The following is a 17,024-nucleotide window of genomic DNA, read 5'->3' as shown; positions in this document are numbered from 1 at the left end:
TCAACACCGGGTCTCAGCGAGATCACGAAATCAGTACTCTGTCGTACGTGACAGCGGCTAAGTCGTCCGGGCGTTCGAAATCGACTCCGGCCCCGCCCGGCGGCGGTGATGCCCGGCGCTGGTCCGAAGAAACCCGAGTCGGCTTGGTGCGACGTGCGCGGCGGATGAATCGTGCACTGGCACAGGCGTTTCCGGACGCACACTGCGAGCTGGACTTCACCACGCCGCTGGAACTGACCGTCGCCACGATCCTTTCGGCACAGAGCACCGACAAGAGGGTCAATCTGACGACGCCGGCACTGTTCAAGCGGTATCCATCGGCGCTGGATTACGCCCAGGCGGACCGCGACGAGCTGGAAAACCTGATCCGTCCGACCGGTTTTTTCCGGAACAAGGCGTCCTCGCTGATCGGCCTGGGCCAGGCCCTTGTCGAACGGTTCGACGGCGAGGTGCCGTCGACCATGGCGGAACTGGTCACGCTGCCCGGGGTGGGACGCAAGACGGCCAATGTCATCCTGGGCAACGCGTTCGGGATCCCCGGCATCACCGTCGACACTCACTTCGCGCGGCTGGTGCACAGGTGGCGCTGGACCGCGGACACGGATCCGGTGAAGATCGAGCACTCCGTCGGCGAGCTGATCGAACGCGGAGAGTGGACCATGTTGAGCCACCGCGTGATCTTCCACGGCCGTCGCGTATGCCACGCGCGCAAACCGGCATGCGGTGTCTGCCTGATCGCCAAGGACTGCCCCTCCTTCGGCCTGGGCCCCACCGAAGCGGCGCTGGCCGCGCCGCTGGTGAAGGGCCCGGAAACCGAGCACCTGCTCGCCCTGGCCGGCCTGTAAGCCGGCCCGCGACCGACGCGCACAGGGACCGCAATGCCGACGCTGACCCGGAAGGCTCGCTGGCACATTGCGATCCTGGCGGTGGTGGCGGCGCTGGTCGCGGCGCTGGTCGCCCAGCTGCGCGACGACTCAAGCACGACGGGGTCACCCGCGAGCCGGCCGGCGGCCGACCGGGACCACCGCGACGCCGACACGCCCGCCGCGTTGGCGGGTCCGCGGCAACGCGCCAACCTGCCGCCGTGCCCCGGCGCCGGAAGCGGCCCGGGCCCCGAGGCGCTGCGCGGTGTGACGGCGGATTGTGCCGCCGACGGTTCGGTTGTCGACGTCGCCCGCGCGGTGGCCGGGCGCCGGGTGGTCCTCAACCTGTGGGCGTATTGGTGCGCGCCGTGCGCCGCCGAACTGCCCGCCATGGCCGAGTATCAACGTCGGGCCGGTTCGAGCGTGACGGTGGTGACGGTGCATCAAGACGAGAACGAGACGGCCGCCCTGCTGCGGCTGGCCGAGCTGGGCGTGCGCCTGCCGACCCTGCAGGACGGTCGTCGCCGGGTCGCGGCCGCGCTGCGGGTGGCAAATGTGATGCCCGCGACGGTGGTCCTCCGGCCGGACGGTAGCGTTGCCCAGACGCTGCCACGAGCTTTCACCACTGCCGATGAGATCGCGGCCGCGATCGGCAACGACAGGGGATAAGCGGAAAAATTGAACCGACTGGAGGGGCCGTGAGTGCTGGGGGTTCACCCCTGCGGAATGGGGACCCCGCCCCCGCGCGCGGGACCGTTCCGCTGAGGCCTGACGCCGGCCCACCCTGGCTGCGTCCGCTGGTCGACAACGTCGATGACGTTCCCGACGCGGCCCGGCGCCGCCTGCCGGCCGACGTGCTGGCCATGATCACCGGCACGGCCGCATCGGCGGTGACGAAGCTGCGCGGCGGCGCCCGCGAAGCCGCCGTCCTGGTGCTGTTCTCCGGTCCGCAGTCCGGGCCACCCGATGGCGGCATCCCCGACGACGCCGACCTGCTGGTCACCGTGCGCGCGTCGACCCTTCGCCACCACGCCGGTCAGGCGGCGTTTCCCGGCGGCGCCTCCGATCCCACCGACGACGGACCGGTGGACACCGCGCTGCGCGAAGCCCGCGAGGAAACCGGGATCGACGTCAGCAGGCTGCATCCGCTGGCCACGATGGAGCGGATGTTCATCGCGCCGTCGCAGTTTCACGTCGTCCCGGTGCTGGCCTACTCGCCGGATCCCGGCCCGGTGGCCGTCGTCAACGAGGCCGAAACGGCGATCGTGGCCCGAGTTCCGGTGCGCGCCTTCATCAATCCGGCCAACCGGCTGATGGTCTACCGTGGCGACCTCGGGCGCCGGTGGGCCGGGCCGGCGTTTCTGCTCAACGAGATGCTGGTCTGGGGATTCACTGGCCAGGTGATCTCCGCGCTGCTCGACGTCGCCGGCTGGGCCCAGCCGTGGGACACCACCGACGAGCGGGAATTGGACGCGGCGATGGCGCTGGTCGGCGAAGGCGGGTCTCGATGAATTCCATGACCCCGTCGCAGTGGCTGGATGTCGCCGTCCTGGCGGTCGCATTCATCGCGGCGATCTCGGGCTGGCGCTCGGGCGCGTTGGGCTCGTTGCTGTCGTTCGTGGGCGTGCTGCTCGGCGCGATCGCCGGGGTGCTGCTGGCGCCCCACCTGGTCAGCCACATCGCCGCGCCGCGCGCGAAATTGTTTGCCGCACTGTTCTTGATCCTCGCGCTGGTCGTCATCGGCGAGGTCGCCGGTGTGGTGTTGGGACGCGCCGTCCGCGGCGCGATCCGCAGCCGTTCCGTCCGGACGGTCGACTCTGTCATCGGGGTGGCGGTTCAGCTGGTCGTGGTGCTGACCGCGGCGTGGCTGTTGGCGACGCCGCTGACCCAGTCCAAGGACCAGCCCGAACTGGCCGCCGCGGTCCGCGGTTCGCGAGTGTTGGCTCAGGTCAACGAGTTGGCGCCGCCGTGGCTCAAGACGGTGCCCAAGCGACTTTCCGCGCTGCTGAACACCTCCGGTCTGCCCGCGGTGCTGGAGCCGTTCAGCCGCACCCCGGTCATTCCGGTCGCCTCTCCCGATCCCGAGCTGGCCGCCAATCCGGTGGTGCAGTCCACCGCGCCCAGTGTGGTCAAGGTCCGCAGCCTGGCCCCCAGCTGCCAGAAAGTGTTGGAGGGCAGCGGATTCGTGATCGCACCGGACCGGGTGATGACCAATGCGCACGTGGTCGCCGGTTCCAACAGCGTGCAGATCTACGCCAGCGGCAACCCCCTCGACGCCACCGTGGTGTCCTACGATCCGGCGGTCGACATTGCGATCCTGGCCGTCCCCAACTTGCCGCCGCCCCCTTTGACTTTCGCCCGGGCTGACGCGAAAACCGGTGAGAGCGTTGTGGTTCTGGGTTATCCCGGCGGTGGGAACTTTACCGCGACCCCGGCCAGGATCCGCGAACTGATCAAGTTGAGCGGACCCGACATCTATCGGGATCCGGCTCCGGTCACCCGTGACGTCTACACGATCAGAGCCAGTGTGGAGCAAGGCAATTCGGGCGGACCGCTGATCGATCTCGACGGCCATGTGCTCGGTGTGGTGTTCGGCGCCGCGGTCGACGATCCCGACACCGGGTTCGTGTTGACCGCCGACGAGGTCGCCAGTCAGCTTGCCAGGGTTCAAGACAGCCAACTCGTGGGCACGGGGTCCTGCGTCGGCTGAGCCGCCGGGCTTACCTCGCTCGGGTCAGGTGCACCTGCTCGAGAAATTTCGTCAGGTGCCTGTTGATTTCTTCGGGCGCCTCTTCGTGGCTGAAATGCCCTGCGCCCGCGATGGATACGTAGCGGCCCTGCGGCGCGTAGCGCTGCGTACGGTCGACCGGGTCGGCCAGCACATAGGGATCCGCCTCGCCGCGCAGGTGTAGCAGCGGCACGCTGAGCTGCTGGCTCATCGACCTCATGAAGCGTCGGCCTTCATCACGCAGTTGGCTGCGAACGGCCCAGCGCTGGTACTCCAGTGCGCTGTGCGCGGCCGCCGGGATCTGGATCGCCGTGCGCAGATGGCCGATGGTCTCGGAAAAGTCTTCGGAGGCAAGCCATTTGCCGCAACTGCGGCTGCGGACCAGGCGCTCGATCTCGGCGGCGTTGTCCCGGGTCAACATGCGCTCGGGCCACAACGGAATCTGGTATTGCAGCAGCGTCGGCAAAAGGGCATAACCCTGGTCGCGCCGCGTCAACGTCGATCGCCGCAACGCCGCCGGGTGCGGCGAGCTGATCAGCGCGATCGCGGACACCAGCCGCGGATGCAGCAAGGCCGTCGCCCAGCATCCCAGCCCACCGTCGGCGTGGCCCACCAGGGTCGCCGTGGAGTGCCCCAGCGCCCGGATGAGTCCGGCCGTGTCGCCTGCCATCGTCCAGCCGTCGTAGCCGCGGGGCGGCTTATCGCTGCCGCCGTAGCCGCGCAGGTCGACGGCCACCACCCGCGCCCCGCGCAGTCCGCGCAGCTGATGGCGCCAGGACCACCAGAACGATCCGAAACCGTGCAGCAGCATCACCAGCGGGCGTGCCGTCGCAGGTGGGCCGCCGGCATCGCCCAGGGCCTCGACGACGTGGAAGCGGATGCCGTTGGCGTGTACATCGAAATGGCGCCACGGCCCGTCGATGCGGGTTACCGACGGATCGGGCGGCGCCATCTACCAACCCGATGGATCGGCGGCACCGCCGTTGCCGGGCTTCGCGTGCCTGCCGTGCGCCTCGGGGAGCTGCCCGGCGGCCCCGGGGGCCTTGACGTGGCCCGGGGTCAGCGCGGTGCGCGTCTCCTTGACCGATTCGATGGTCTGCCGCGGCCCCCGGATCCGGCGCACCTTGAGGAAGCCCAGCAGCGCCAGCAAGGCGCCGACCACCACCATGATCCCGAACACGACCAGGTACGCCACCCAGCGCCATAGCCAGGTATCGAGCAACTCGGCGACGAAGAAGAAGAAAAAGAAGGTCGAGTAGAACAGCACCACCAGCGCGGCAATGAAGAAGACGCTGCCGGTGAGACCCTTTTTGACGTCCCGGGTGATCTCGGCGCGAGCCAATTCGACTTCGGCGCGGACCAGCGTGGAGACCTGAGTGGTCGCGTCTTTGATGAGATCACCGATCGACGGCTCGGCGGGTTTGGCGTGCGGGTCGGTCAACGGAATCGTGGTCAGGGTGCTGGGCACACCGTTCTTGCCATCGGCTTTGCTCACAGACGGTCCTCTTTCGTCGTCACCCGGCTCGCTTGTCGTCGCGGTTTATGTTGCCATGTGGCGCCCGGATAGAAGAAGCCAGACGAGGCCAGCCGAGCCCGCGACGCCGCGGGAACGGGCGGGCTCTGCGACGCGTACATCGCACCCCGGCCGATTACACTCGGCCAAGCCGGTCTCGATGTCCGGCGGACCGATGGGAGTGGGGCTGTGCGGAGAGCGCACCGGTGCTTCTTGGTGGCGATGGCCGCCCTGCTCGTGACCGCGATGGGTTCGCTTGCCCGCGCCGCTGCGGCCGACGTCCGGATCCCGATCGGCGGTGGTGCGGGCATCGTCATCAACGGCGACACCATGTGCACCCTGACCACCATCGGCGGCGACGCCGCCGGCGAGCTGATCGGTTTCACGTCGGCGCATTGCGGGGGGCCCGGCGCGCAGGTCGCCGCCGAGGGTGCCGAGAACGCAGGCATATTGGGCACCATGGTCGCCGGCAACGACAACCTGGACTACGCGGTGATCAAGTTCGATCCGGCCAAGGTGACACCCGTGGCCAACTTCAACGGCTTCCTGATCAGCGGCATCGGTCCGGATCCGGCCTTCGGTGAGATCGCCTGCAAGCAGGGCCGCACCACCGGCAACTCGTGCGGCGTCACCTGGGGGCCCGGGCAGACGCCGGGCACCATCGTCATGCAGGTCTGCGGTCAACCGGGCGACTCCGGCGCGCCGGTCACCGTCAACAATCAGCTGGTCGGGATGATCCACGGCGCGTTCAGCGACAACCTGCCGACCTGCGTCATCAAATACATCCCGCTGCACACGCCGGCGGTGGTGCAGTCGTTCAACGCGGTCCTGGCCGACATCAACGCCAAACATCGGCCCGGTGCGGGGTTCAGCCCGCTGCCGGGCTGACCGGCACCGGCTACTTCGCCGACTTGATCGCGTCGAAGACGCCCGGATCGAGCAGCGTCGACGTGTCACCCAATTCGCGGTTTTCGGCGATGTCGCGCAACAGCCTGCGCATGATCTTGCCGCTGCGGGTCTTGGGTAGCTCGGGCACCACGTGCACCTCCCGCGGGCGGGCGATGGGGGAGATCTCCCGAGCGACCTCGACGCGCAACTCGTCGACGATCCCGTCGTGCACGTGGAAATCGGCGCACAGCACCACGAACGCGCAGATGGCCTGGCCGGTTGTCTCGTCGGTCGCCCCGACCACCGCCGCCTCGGCGACCGCGACGTGGCCGACCAGCGCCGACTCCACCTCGGCGGTGGACAGGCGGTGCCCCGACACGTTCATGACGTCGTCGATGCGGCCCACCACCCAGATGTCGCCGTCGGCGTCGTAATAGGCGCTGTCGCCCGCGAAATACCAGCCGTGCTCGGCGAACCGCGACCAGTAGGTCTCGACGAATCGCTCCGGATCGCCCCAGATGCCGCGCAGCATCGAAGGCCACGGCTGATCCAACACCAGGTAGCCGGCCACGTGCTCACCCTTGTCGTTGCCCGGCGGCAACTGGTCACCGTGGTCGTCGACAACCTTGGCCGAGATACCCGGTAGCGGCCGCATCGCCGAACCCGGTTTGGCCGCAGCGACTCCGGGCAACGGGGAGATCATTGTGGCGCCGGTCTCGGTCTGCCACCAGGTGTCGACGATCGGCAGGCGGTCCGCCCCGATGACCTTGCGGTACCAGCGCCACGCTTCGGGGTTGATCGGTTCGCCGACCGACCCCAACAGCCTCAGGCTGGACAGGTCGTGGGCGTCGGGAATCTCGCGTCCCCACTTCATGAACGTGCGAATAAGCGTTGGGGCGGTGTAATAGATTGTCACGCCGTACTTTTCGATGATCTCGAAATGCCGGTGCTGGCTGGGTGAGTCGGGGGTGCCCTCGTAGAGGACCTCGGTGACCCCGTTGGCCAGCGGACCGTACACCCCGTAGGTGTGCCCGGTGACCCAGCCGATGTCGGCGGTGCACCAGAAAACGTCGGATTCGGCCTTGATGTCGAAAACGTAGTAGTGCGTGTAGGCCGCATGGGTCAGATAGCCGCCGCTGGTGTGCACGATGCCCTTGGGCTTGCCGGTGGTTCCCGAGGTGTACAGCAGGAACAACGGCTGCTCGGCGGCGAAGGGCTCCGGGGTGTGTTCGGGCGACGCGGCGTCGACGACGTCGTGCCACCACAGGTCGCGGTCGTCGTTCCAGGACACGTCAATCCCGGTGCGCCGCACCACAAGTACGTGCTCGACGGGGCTGTCGCCGTCCTTGACGGCCTCGTCGGCCGCGTCCTTCAACGGCGCCGGCTTGCCGCGGCGGAACTGGCCGTCGCTGGTGATCAGCAGCTTGGCCTGCGCGTCTGCGATCCGCGCCTGTAGGGCCTTGGCGGTGAAGCCGGCGAACACCACGCTGTGCATCAGCCCCAGCCGTGCGCAGGCCAGCATCGCGATCACCGCTTCGGGGATCAACGGCAGATAGATCGCGACCCGGTCGCCGGCGACCAGGCCGAGGTCGGTCAGCGCGTTGGCCGCCTTGCACACCTGCGCCTGCAGATCGGAATAGGTCAGGCTGCGGTGGTCGCCGACGGGTTCGCCCTCCCAATGGATGGCGACCCGATCCCCGAGGCCGGCCTCGACGTGACGGTCCACGCAGTTGTACGCGACGTTGAGCTTGCCGTCGGCGAACCACTTGGCGAACGGAGCCTCCGACCAGTCCAGCACCTCGGTGAACGGCGTCGCCCAAGTCAGCCGATTGGCCTGCTTGGCCCAGAACGCCAGCCGGTCCTGCTCGGCCTCGCGGTACATCTCCTCGCCGGCGTTGGCCTGCTCGACGAACCGCGCCGGCGGCGGATACGACGAGGGGCCTGCGGTGTTGGTGGCTGTCACTGGGTTCTCTCCTGTGTCGAGGCTCGTCAACCGTCAGAGAGCCTAGCCCTACAAGGTGAAATGCGACGCGTGAAATAGAGGTCAAAGCGTGCCCGCATGCCGGATAATCACCGGTGTGCCCGGTCATGGGCGGGGCCTCCGCCGACTAATCCCCAGCTTTGCCGCGGCCGCAACGATTTACGCGGCGGCCACCGCGCTGGGATGGCCGGCATCGGCCGTGCCGATCGAGAGCGGGGACCAGGCCATACCTTGCCGGTCGGAGCAGGTCGCCGTGAACGCCTCCCCGGCCGAAGGCGCAGTGGGGCACCGCGCGCTGACCCTGATGTTCAGCCTCGCCGGCGGGGCCGAGCCGTGCACGCTCACCGGATACGCCGGGGTCGACTCGGGCGCCGGTGGCCCGTTGATTCATGCTCGGCCGACGCTGCGCGGTTACATGGGTGGGCTGCCGGACGGCGTGGATGTCCCGCCCGCCGTGCTGCTGTCGATATCGACGCAGGGGCAGGCGATCGTGGAGGGGATGGCCGTGGACGCCGACGGTGTCCCGTGCCCCACCTACACCGAGCTGAGCGTCAACCCGCCCGACACCGAAATCGTGCTCACCGTAGCGGCGACCATCGACGCCTGCGCGCTGCAGGTGCACCCGATCACCGCGGTCTGACCGGCGTCAGTCGGCCCTGGCCAGGCAGTAAACCCGGGCGGGGTTGGGGTAGGCGATGCCCCTGCTGTCGGACGGGCACCGGGTTTTGTCCGAGCTGCCGTCGATGCGCTGACTGACCTTGACTTGTGCCGGGCTCGGCTTGTCGCAGTCGCCCAACCTGAGCGTCATCGCCTCGCCATCACTGATCATCTGATAGCACTGGCCCTCTTTCAGGTTGACCGCAAAGCACAGGATCGTCGAGTCGTTGGTGAAGCGGTCATAGACGGAGTGCTCTCGTTTTCCGTCGGGGCACGTGTCGCTCGCGCCGCCCCTGGAAGCGAGTTCGTAGGTCGCCGCCGGGTCGGCGCAGCCGACGCCCAGGCTAGAGTTGAAATGCTCTGCCTTGTAGTCGCTTTCGCTGATGCAATCGCCCACCTGCAGGGATGTGCCGCCGACCGCACCGGCGCCGTGCCCGGACAGGACGCGTGCTGCGTTGCCCAGGATGCCCAGCCCGCCCAGGGCAAGCAGCACAGCGCCGATGGTGATGAGCGCGGTGGCCGACTTCGGCGTCCGCGGCCGCGGCGGATAGCCGGGGGCGTAGCCGGGATACGGCGCAGCTGGATAGCCCGGCGGTGGCGGGTAGGGGTAACCGGGGTTGACGGGGAAATTCGGGGGGTACTGCGGCGGGTAGCCGGAAGCCCGTCGACGGTTGCGCGAGCGCTCCACCAGCCCAACGACCAGGCAGACCAATCCAATTGCGGGCATGCCGAGCCAGAACAGCAAATAGCCTGCTCGCACACCCGATTCATGCGAGGCCAGATACGCCACGGACACGACCGGATTCTAAATTGGGAACCCGGACCGGGCACTTCACCGCCGCGGGGCTGCAGGCCCTAGGGTCGGGTGTCATGCGTCGGATGCGGAGCCCGGTGGCCTTGCTGGCCCCGGTTGCCGCCGCGATGCTGGCGGTTGCCTCGCTGGCCGGTTGCGGCGGCGGCGTCCTCAGCCCGGATCTGGTGGTGGTCAACGGCGGGGAACCGCCGAGCCCGCTGATCCCCACCGGCACCAATGACAGCCTCGGCGGGCGGATCCTCGATCGGCTCTTCGCCGGGCTGATGTCCTATGACGCCGCCGGCAATCCGTCGCCGGAGGTCGCCCAGTCGGTCGACACCACCGACAACGTCAACTACCGGATCACCCTCAAACCCGGCTGGACGTTCACCGACGGGTCGCCGGTGACCGCCCATTCCTTCGTCGACGCCTGGAACTTTGGCGCGCTGAGCACCAATGCCCAACTGCAGCAGAGCTTTTTCAGCCCCATCGACGGGTACGACGCCGTCGCCGGGTTGACCGCCGGCGGCAAACCGACCGCCACCACCATGTCCGGCCTGCGGGTGATCAACGACCGGGAGTTCACCGTCCGGCTGAAGGCACCCACCATCGACTTCACGTTGCGGCTCGGGCACAGCGCGTTCTATCCCTTGCCGCAGGCGGCCTTTCGGGACATGAACGCTTTCGGTCAGCACCCGACCGGCAACGGCCCGTACACACTGGCGGACGGTCCCGACGGGCCCGCGTGGGAGCACAACGTCCGAATCGACTTGCGGCCCAACCCCGATTATCACGGCAACCGCAAGCCGCACAACAAGGGGCTGAGGTTCGAGTTCTACTCCAACCTGGACACCGCCTACGCCGATCTGCTGTCCGGCAACCTCGATGTGCTGGACACGATTCCGTCCAGCGCGTTGACGGTCTACCAGCGCGACCTGGGCGGCAACGCCGCCAGCGGACCCGTCGCCGTCAGCCAATCGCTCGACACGCCGCTGCGGCTGCCGCACTTCGGGGGTGAGGAAGGTCGACTGCGCCGGTTGGCGTTGTCGGCGGCCATCAACCGTCCGCAGATCTGTCAGCAGATCTTCAACAACACCCGCAGCCCGGCCCGCGACTTCACCGCCAGCTCGCTGCCGGGATTCGACCCGAATATCCCCGGCAGTGGCGCGTTGGACTTCAATCCCGAACGGGCACGACAACTTTGGGCCCAGGCCAACGCGATCTCACCGTGGAGCGGCCGGTACGCCATCGCCTACAACGCGGACAGCGGCCATCAGGAGTGGGTGGACGCGGTGGCCAACAGCATCAAGAACGTGCTGGGCATCGATGCCGTCGGTGCGCCGCAGCCCACCTTCGCCGGGTTTCGCACCCGGATCACCAACCGGACGATCGACACCGCGTTCCGGGCCGGCTGGATCGGCGACTACCCGTCGATGATCGAGTTCCTCGCCCCGCTGTACGCCACCGGGGCGGGCTCCAATGACGTCGGATACTCCAGTCGCGACTTCGACGCCGGCCTGGCCGCCGCCGAGGCGGCTCCCGACCTGCGGCAGGCCGACGTCCTGGTCAACGTCGCGCAACGAATCCTGTTGCACGACATGCCCGCCGTACCGCTGTGGTACTACATCGCCGTCCTCGGTTGGTCACCGCAGGTCAGCGCCGTCAAGGTCACCTGGAACGGGTTGCCCGACTACGAGAATCTGGTCAAGGGCTAGGACATGGGCTGGTATGTCGCGCGACGGATCGCCGTCATGGTGCCCGTCTTCCTGGGCGCCACGTTGCTGATCTACGGCATGGTCTTCCTGTTGCCCGGCGACCCGCTGGCCGCCATCGCCGGCGATCGGCCGTTGACGCCGGCCGTGGCCGCCGCGCTGCGCGCCCGCTACCACCTCGACGACCCGTTCATCGTGCAGTACCTGCGCTACCTGGGCGGCGTCGTGCGCGGCGACCTTGGCCGCGCCTATTCCGGGTTGCCGGTCAGTGCCGTTCTCGCACATGCATTTCCGGTCACGATCCGGCTCGCGTTGATCGCCCTGGTCGTCGAGGCGGTGCTGGGCATCGGGTTCGGCGTGATTTCCGGGCTTCGCCAGGGGGGACTATTCGACGCCACGGTGCTGATCGCCGGCCTGGTCATCATCGCGACCCCGATCTTCGTGTTGGGCTTTCTGGCCCAATTCCTGTTCGGGGTCAAGCTGGGCATCGCGCCGGTCACCGTCGGCGAACGGGCGACCGTCGCGCGCCTGCTGCTTCCCGGAATCGTCCTGGGCTCAGTCTCATTCGCCTATATCGTCCGGCTGACCAGATCGGCGGTGGCCGCCAACGCGCACGCCGACTATGTCCGCACCGCCACCGCCAAGGGATTGTCGCGGCCCCGGGTGGTGACCGTGCACATCCTGCGCAACTCGCTGATCCCGGTCGTGACGTTTCTGGGCGCCGACCTGGGAGCGCTGATGGGCGGAGCCATCGTGACCGAAGGCATCTTCAACATCCATGGTGTCGGCGGCGTGCTGTACCAGGCGGTCACCCGGCAGGAGGCGCCGACCGTGGTATCGGTCGTGACGGTACTGGTGCTGATCTATCTCGTCACCAATCTGATGGTGGACCTGCTCTACGCCGCCCTGGACCCCAGGATCCGCTATGCCTGAGCACTCCGGATTTTGGGGCGCAACCTGGCGAAAGCTGCACCGCCGCCCGAAGTTCGTCGTCGCCGGCGTGCTGATCGTCCTCATCCTTCTCGTCGCACTGTTTCCCGCGTTGTTCACCCACGCCGACCCCGGCTACGCCGATCCCAGCCAAAGCCTGCGCGGCCCGTCGGCGGCGCACTGGTTCGGCACCGACCTGCAAGGCCACGACATCTACACCCGCACCGTCTACGGGGCGCGGGCGTCGGTGACGGTCGGGTTGGGCGCCACACTGCTGGTGTTCGTCGTCGGCGGGGTGCTGGGCGCGCTGGCCGGCTTCTACGGCGGGTGGCTCGATGCCGTCGTCTCTCGTGTCGCCGACATCTTTTTCGGGCTGCCGCTGCTGCTGGCCGCGATCGTGCTCATGCAGGTTTTGCACCATCGCACGGTGTGGACGGTTATCGCGATCCTCGCCCTGTTCGGCTGGCCGCAGATCGCCAGGATCGCTCGCGGCGCGGTGCTTCAGGTGCGCGGCAGCGACTATGTGCTCGCGGCCAAAGCGTTGGGGATGAGCAGGTTTCAGACGCTGCTGCGGCACGCCTTGCCGAATGCGGTGGGGCCGGTGCTTGCGATGTCGACGATCGCTTTGGGGGCCTTCATCGTCACCGAGGCCACCCTGTCCTACCTCGGTGTCGGCCTGCCGCCGTCGGTGGTGTCGTGGGGCGGCGACATCAACCTCGCCCAGACGCGGCTGCGGGCGGGCTCGCCCATCCTGTTCTATCCCGCCGGCGCATTGGCCACGACCGTGCTCGCCTTCATGATGATGGGTGACGCGCTCCGCGATGCCCTGGATCCGGCGTCGAGGGCGTGGCGGGCATGAGCGGCACGGTCTCGCCGCTGCTGTCGGTCGAGGGCCTGGAGGTCGGCTTCGGTGACCACGCAGCGGTGCGCGGCCTGGATCTGAGCGTGCTGCCCGGCCAGACCGTCGCGGTGGTGGGTGAATCGGGATCGGGCAAGTCCACCACCGCCGCCGCGATCCTCGGGCTCCTTCCGCCCGGCGGGCGAATCACGGCCGGGCGCATCATGTTCGACGGCGTCGACATCTCGGCCGCCGAGCGCCGGGCGCTTCGCTCGATCCGGGGGCGCGAGATCGGCTACATCCCGCAGGACCCGATGACCAACCTCAACCCGGTGTGGAAGGTCGGCTTCCAGATCCGGGAAGCCTTGCGGGCCAACACAACCGATCGACGCACCCGCCAGCGGGCGGTGGAACTGCTCGCGGCGGCGGGCATGCCGGATCCGGCAAGGCAGGCCGGCCGTTACCCCCATCAGCTGTCCGGCGGCATGTGTCAGCGTGCGCTGATCGCGATCGGGCTGGCGGGCCGCCCGCGGCTGCTGATCGCCGACGAGCCGACGTCCGCGCTGGACGTCACCGTGCAGCGGCAGGTCCTCGACCATCTGCAGCGGCTCACCGCCGAACTCGGAACCGCGCTGCTGCTGATCACCCACGATCTCGCGCTGGCCGCCGAGCGCGCCGAGTCCGTGGTCGTCGTTCATCGCGGGGTCGTGGTGGAATCCGGTGCGGCACGGTCGATTCTCCGCAGCCCGCAACACGAGTACACACGGCGGCTGGTGGCCGCGGCGCCGGCGCTGACCATCCCCCCCCCCGCGCGGGCCCGCGCGACCCCGGAAGCCGAACACCCCGGGGACATCCTCGTCGCCTCCGGGCTGACCAAGGTCTACCGGGAAGCCCACGGGGCACCGTGGCGGCGCACCGAATTCCGAGCGGTCGACGCGGTGTCGTTTCGGCTGCGCCGCGCCAGCACACTGGCGATAGTCGGAGAGTCGGGATCCGGGAAATCGACCGTGGCGCGGATGGTGCTCGGACTCCTGCCGCCCACCGCGGGCACGGTGGAATTCGACGGCGTCCGGATCGACGGCGCGATGCCCCGGGCCAAGCAACTGGCATTCCGCCGCCGGGTACAGCCCGTGTTCCAAAACCCCTACAGCAGCCTCGATCCCATGTACTCGGTGTTTCGTGCCATCGAGGAGCCGCTGCGCATTCACCGCGTCGGGGACCGCGGCCAGCGTGCACGAGCGGTGCGCGACCTCATCGAGCAGGTGGCGCTGCCGTCGTCGGTGCTGGACCGGTTGCCCCGGGAGCTCTCGGGTGGGCAACGGCAACGGGTGGCGATCGCTCGGGCGCTGGCGTTGCGGCCCGAGGTGCTGGTCTGCGACGAGGCGGTGTCGGCGCTCGACGTGTTGGTGCAGGCACAGATTCTTGACCTGCTGGCCGAGCTGCAGGCCGAACTCGGCTTGGCCTACCTGTTCATCAGCCATGACCTGGCGGTGATCCGGCAGATCGCCGACGACGTCCTGGTGATGCGGGCGGGCCGGGTCGTCGAGCACGGGCCCACCGGGCAGCTGTTCAGCGACCCCGGGCACGAATACACCCGGCAGTTGCTGGACGCCATCCCGCACCCGCTGGAATCCGGCGGGGATAGGTTGTGAGGTTGTGACGGCTGATCCGCTGGCCCCCCTGATGGAACTGCCCGGCGTCGCCGAGGCCAGTGACCGCGCCCGCGACGCGCTCGGTCGTGCCCACCGCCACCGCGCCAACCTGCGAGGCTGGCCCGTGACCGCCGCCGAGGCGGCGCTGCGGGCTGCGCGCGCGTCGTCGGTTCTGGACGGTGGCCCCGTTCGGCTGGAGGATCTCGCCGATGCCGGGCAGGTCAGTGATCCGGTGTTTGCGGGCGCGCTTCGGGTGGCCCAGGCGCTGGAGGGCGGCGAGGGCCCCGTCGTCGCCATTTGGCGACGGGCACCGCTGCAGGCGCTGGCCCGTCTGCACGTGCTGGCCGCGGCGGAACAGGTCGACGACGAGCGGTTGGGTCGCCCACGGGCCGATGCCGGGGTGGGGCCGCGACTGGAATTATTGGCGGACCTGGTGAACGGACGCACCCGGGTGCCGGCGCCGGTGCTCGCCGCCGTCGCCCACGGCGAGCTGCTGACGCTGAAGCCGTTCGGCAGCTCCGACGGTGTGGTGGCGAGGGCGGTGTCGAGGTTGGTGACCATCGCCAGCGGGCTGGACCCGCACGGGCTGGGTGTTCCCGAAGTCAGCTGGATGCGTCAACCCGCCGCGTACCGCGACGCGGCGCAGGGATTCGCCGAAGGCACACCGGAGGGCGTGGGGGCCTGGCTGGTGCTGTGTTGCCGCGCGATGAAAGCCGGTGCGCAAGAGGCTGTGTCGATCGCCGACTCGATGTCGAACCGATAGCTGAAGCGGTAGCCACAGCCGGGAAAATGTCACCGGGAATGGGCCGCAGAAATGCAGAGCGGGCGGCGTTCCGAATGTTCGGTCCGCCGCCCGCTAGCACGGTACTCGGTTACCAAGCGTGCATTTCGGGGCTGCGTGGGTTGGCCTCGGCGATCTCACGACGCTTGTGGTTGCAACCCCACCCAAAGGGTCGTCGACACCTTCCGCATTTTCGCAATTTCGCAGGCCCGCAACACTTCTGCCATTTTCGCGGCTATGACTCCGCGTGGGTGCCGAGCACCATGCTGGGCGCCCGGGTTGGGAGAACGAACCTTCTCTTCCGGATCGATCTAGGCCTCACCGGGCTTCCGTGGTTCCTTTGTACTACTAGACCCCTAGCACAGCAAGGGTCAAATCGTTAAATGGCGCCAAATTCATTTTGGATTGCGCGTTTAACGAGTTTGCTGTCGCGCGCCGCTGGGCTCAGAATGCGTAGCGGCGCAACAACGAATACGTGACCGCGCCGGCCGCCAGCGCACTGATGCTCACCGCGGCCGTCGTGGCGATCGCGGCACCGGAGGGTGCCGGGATGCGGTCGCGTAAGGACACCGGCCGAGAGAACGAGATCACGGGCCACCCGCGCTCCTGGGCTTCCCTGCGCAACCCGCGGTCGGGATTCACCACGCTCGGGTGGCCGACGGACTCGAGCATCGGCAGATCGGTGATCGAGTCGGAATAGGCGTAGCAGTGTTCCAGTGGGTAGCCCTCGCGCGCGGCCAACTCCCGAATCGCTTGCACCTTGCCCTCGCCGTAGCAGTAGAACGCGATCTCGCCCGTGTACCGACCGTCCTCGACGACCATCCGGGTCGCCATAGCGTGGGTGGCGCCCAGGGCCCGCGCGATGGGGGCGACGATCTCTTCCCCGGAGGCCGACACCACCACGACGTCACGCCCGCACAACTTGTGGGCCGCGATCAGGTCGGCGGCCTCGGCGAACACCAACGGCGTGACGATGTCGTGCAGCGTCTCGTTGACGATCGACTTGACCTGCTCGACGTCCCAGCCGGTGCACATGTTGGTCATGTGGGCGCGCATCCGATCCATTTGGTCATGATCAGCACCGGACAGCAGATAGATGAACTGCGCGTAGCTGGACTTGAGCACGGCACGGCGGTTGAGCAGGCCCTGGTTAAAAAACGGTTTGCTGAACGCCAGGGTGCTGGACTTGGCGATGATCGTCTTGTCCAGGTCGAAGAAGGCCGCGGTGCGGGCGTGGGGACTGGTGGTTGCGGCTGATTGCTCCGGGGCTGACTGCTCCGCGGTGGGGTCGAAGACGGTCACCGACCCAGCATAGGTCGGGTGTCTCGCGAGGCCGCGATCCCGCACCGGAAATGGCCGCTCAGGGCGGTTCGGGGTCCGGATGGAGCAGTATTTACGCGGCTCAAGCTGTTTTTTCAGTAAAAGATCTTCTTGCGTTACTCCGGCTTGTCATGTGTATAGTAAGCATTACTCGGCCTGAGCCGAGGGTGTATCAGCCCGACCCCCCGGGGCTGATACACGACGACCCTCGCCTCCTCCCCCCCTGGCGGGGGTCGTCCCTTTTCTAGGGTCGGTTTTCTTCGCCTCCCGGCGCCGGGCTCGGCTCCCGATGCGTTGCGGGAAAGTGTGTCCGTCGTCGCTGGCGGCGTGGGCCCGCGACGCGTTTGTGCACACTCGCGTCTCTATCC

General features: G+C 68.2%; 16 protein-coding genes. 11 read left to right on the top strand and 5 right to left on the bottom strand.

The window, feature by feature from the left end:
• Nucleotides 1–164: 164 nt before the first annotated feature.
• Genes nth through marP form a run of 4 tightly spaced genes read left to right on the top strand, consistent with a single transcriptional unit; the run spans nucleotide 165 to nucleotide 3,573 of the window.
• Entirely contained in the window at nucleotides 165–845 is a 681-nt protein-coding gene (nth, locus tag A5688_RS18415) for an endonuclease III (RefSeq protein ID WP_067831404.1), read from the top strand.
• A gap of 33 nt (nucleotides 846–878) precedes the next feature.
• Nucleotides 879–1,532: a TlpA family protein disulfide reductase gene (locus tag A5688_RS18410; protein ID WP_067831402.1), complete on the top strand. Its 654-nt coding sequence runs from the start codon at nucleotides 879–881 to the stop codon at nucleotides 1,530–1,532.
• Between the two features lie 29 nt (nucleotides 1,533–1,561).
• Nucleotides 1,562–2,374 carry an NUDIX hydrolase gene (locus tag A5688_RS18405; RefSeq protein ID WP_067831400.1) on the top strand — a complete coding sequence of 271 codons (813 nt, stop codon included), beginning with the start codon at nucleotides 1,562–1,564 and terminating at the stop codon, nucleotides 2,372–2,374.
• A 5-nt stretch (nucleotides 2,375–2,379) separates the two neighbouring features.
• Complete coding sequence (gene marP, locus A5688_RS18400; protein ID WP_120312173.1) at nucleotides 2,380–3,573, top strand: acid resistance serine protease MarP; 1,194 nt, start codon at nucleotides 2,380–2,382, stop codon at nucleotides 3,571–3,573.
• 10 nt (nucleotides 3,574–3,583) lie between these two features.
• Here marP and A5688_RS18395 read toward each other — a convergent pair whose 3' ends face one another.
• Together A5688_RS18395 and A5688_RS18390 are read right to left on the bottom strand one after the other, a co-directional pair.
• Complete coding sequence (locus tag A5688_RS18395) at nucleotides 3,584–4,543, bottom strand: alpha/beta fold hydrolase (protein ID WP_067908642.1); 960 nt, start codon at nucleotides 4,541–4,543, stop codon at nucleotides 3,584–3,586.
• A complete protein-coding gene (locus A5688_RS18390) occupies nucleotides 4,544–5,086 on the bottom strand; it encodes a phage holin family protein (RefSeq protein WP_067908644.1) in 543 nt (180 codons plus the stop codon).
• Nucleotides 5,087–5,293: 207 nt separating this feature from the next.
• Here A5688_RS18390 and A5688_RS18385 point away from each other — a divergent pair, with 207 nt between their 5' ends.
• Nucleotides 5,294–5,992: a S1 family peptidase gene (locus A5688_RS18385; RefSeq protein ID WP_120312169.1), complete on the top strand. Its 699-nt coding sequence runs from the start codon at nucleotides 5,294–5,296 to the stop codon at nucleotides 5,990–5,992.
• 10 nt (nucleotides 5,993–6,002) lie between these two features.
• On the opposite strand, the gene acs is transcribed toward A5688_RS18385, so the two are convergent.
• The gene (gene acs, locus A5688_RS18380; protein WP_067908645.1) at nucleotides 6,003–7,955 is read right to left on the bottom strand and encodes an acetate--CoA ligase; all 1,953 of its coding nucleotides are present in this window, start codon (nucleotides 7,953–7,955) and stop codon (nucleotides 6,003–6,005) included.
• Between the two features lie 115 nt (nucleotides 7,956–8,070).
• Here acs and A5688_RS18375 point away from each other — a divergent pair, with 115 nt between their 5' ends.
• Nucleotides 8,071–8,613, top strand: coding sequence for a DUF4232 domain-containing protein (locus A5688_RS18375; RefSeq protein WP_082951120.1), 543 nt, complete (start codon nucleotides 8,071–8,073; stop codon nucleotides 8,611–8,613).
• A 6-nt stretch (nucleotides 8,614–8,619) separates the two neighbouring features.
• Here A5688_RS18375 and A5688_RS18370 read toward each other — a convergent pair whose 3' ends face one another.
• Nucleotides 8,620–9,426 carry an LppU/SCO3897 family protein gene (locus tag A5688_RS18370; protein WP_067908653.1) on the bottom strand — a complete coding sequence of 269 codons (807 nt, stop codon included), beginning with the start codon at nucleotides 9,424–9,426 and terminating at the stop codon, nucleotides 8,620–8,622.
• 83 nt (nucleotides 9,427–9,509) lie between these two features.
• Between A5688_RS18370 and A5688_RS18365 the strand changes: the two genes are divergently transcribed.
• From A5688_RS18365 to A5688_RS18345, 5 genes are read left to right on the top strand one after another with little or no spacing between them, the layout of a single operon-like run.
• The gene (locus A5688_RS18365; protein WP_207546699.1) at nucleotides 9,510–11,138 is read left to right on the top strand and encodes a peptide ABC transporter substrate-binding protein; all 1,629 of its coding nucleotides are present in this window, start codon (nucleotides 9,510–9,512) and stop codon (nucleotides 11,136–11,138) included.
• A 3-nt stretch (nucleotides 11,139–11,141) separates the two neighbouring features.
• Nucleotides 11,142–12,068 (top strand): ABC transporter permease, encoded by a 927-nt coding sequence (locus tag A5688_RS18360; RefSeq protein WP_067831386.1) that lies wholly within the window; start codon nucleotides 11,142–11,144, stop codon nucleotides 12,066–12,068.
• A complete protein-coding gene (locus A5688_RS18355; RefSeq protein WP_067908658.1) occupies nucleotides 12,061–12,924 on the top strand; it encodes an ABC transporter permease in 864 nt (287 codons plus the stop codon). The genes A5688_RS18360 and A5688_RS18355 overlap by 8 nt, the downstream gene beginning before the upstream one ends.
• Nucleotides 12,921–14,555, top strand: a complete 1,635-nt coding sequence (locus A5688_RS18350; protein ID WP_068268249.1) for a dipeptide ABC transporter ATP-binding protein — start codon at nucleotides 12,921–12,923, stop codon at nucleotides 14,553–14,555. Before A5688_RS18355 ends, A5688_RS18350 begins: the two co-directional genes overlap by 4 nt.
• 4 nt (nucleotides 14,556–14,559) lie before the next feature.
• On the top strand, nucleotides 14,560–15,318 hold the full coding sequence (locus A5688_RS18345) for an oxidoreductase (RefSeq protein ID WP_067831382.1): 759 nt from the start codon (nucleotides 14,560–14,562) through the stop codon (nucleotides 15,316–15,318).
• A gap of 462 nt (nucleotides 15,319–15,780) precedes the next feature.
• Here the strand turns inward: A5688_RS18345 and A5688_RS18340 are convergent, their stop codons facing one another.
• On the bottom strand, nucleotides 15,781–16,638 hold the full coding sequence (locus A5688_RS18340; RefSeq protein ID WP_067908659.1) for an HAD-IB family hydrolase: 858 nt from the start codon (nucleotides 16,636–16,638) through the stop codon (nucleotides 15,781–15,783).
• Between the last annotated feature and the right edge of the window lie 386 nt (nucleotides 16,639–17,024).

Origin of the sequence: Mycobacterium mantenii (genome assembly GCF_001667865.1) — a bacterium.
GTDB lineage: Bacteria > Actinomycetota > Actinomycetes > Mycobacteriales > Mycobacteriaceae > Mycobacterium > Mycobacterium mantenii_A.
Note: the sequence above shows the minus strand (reverse complement) of the source record. Positions and strands in the feature narration are given on the sequence as shown.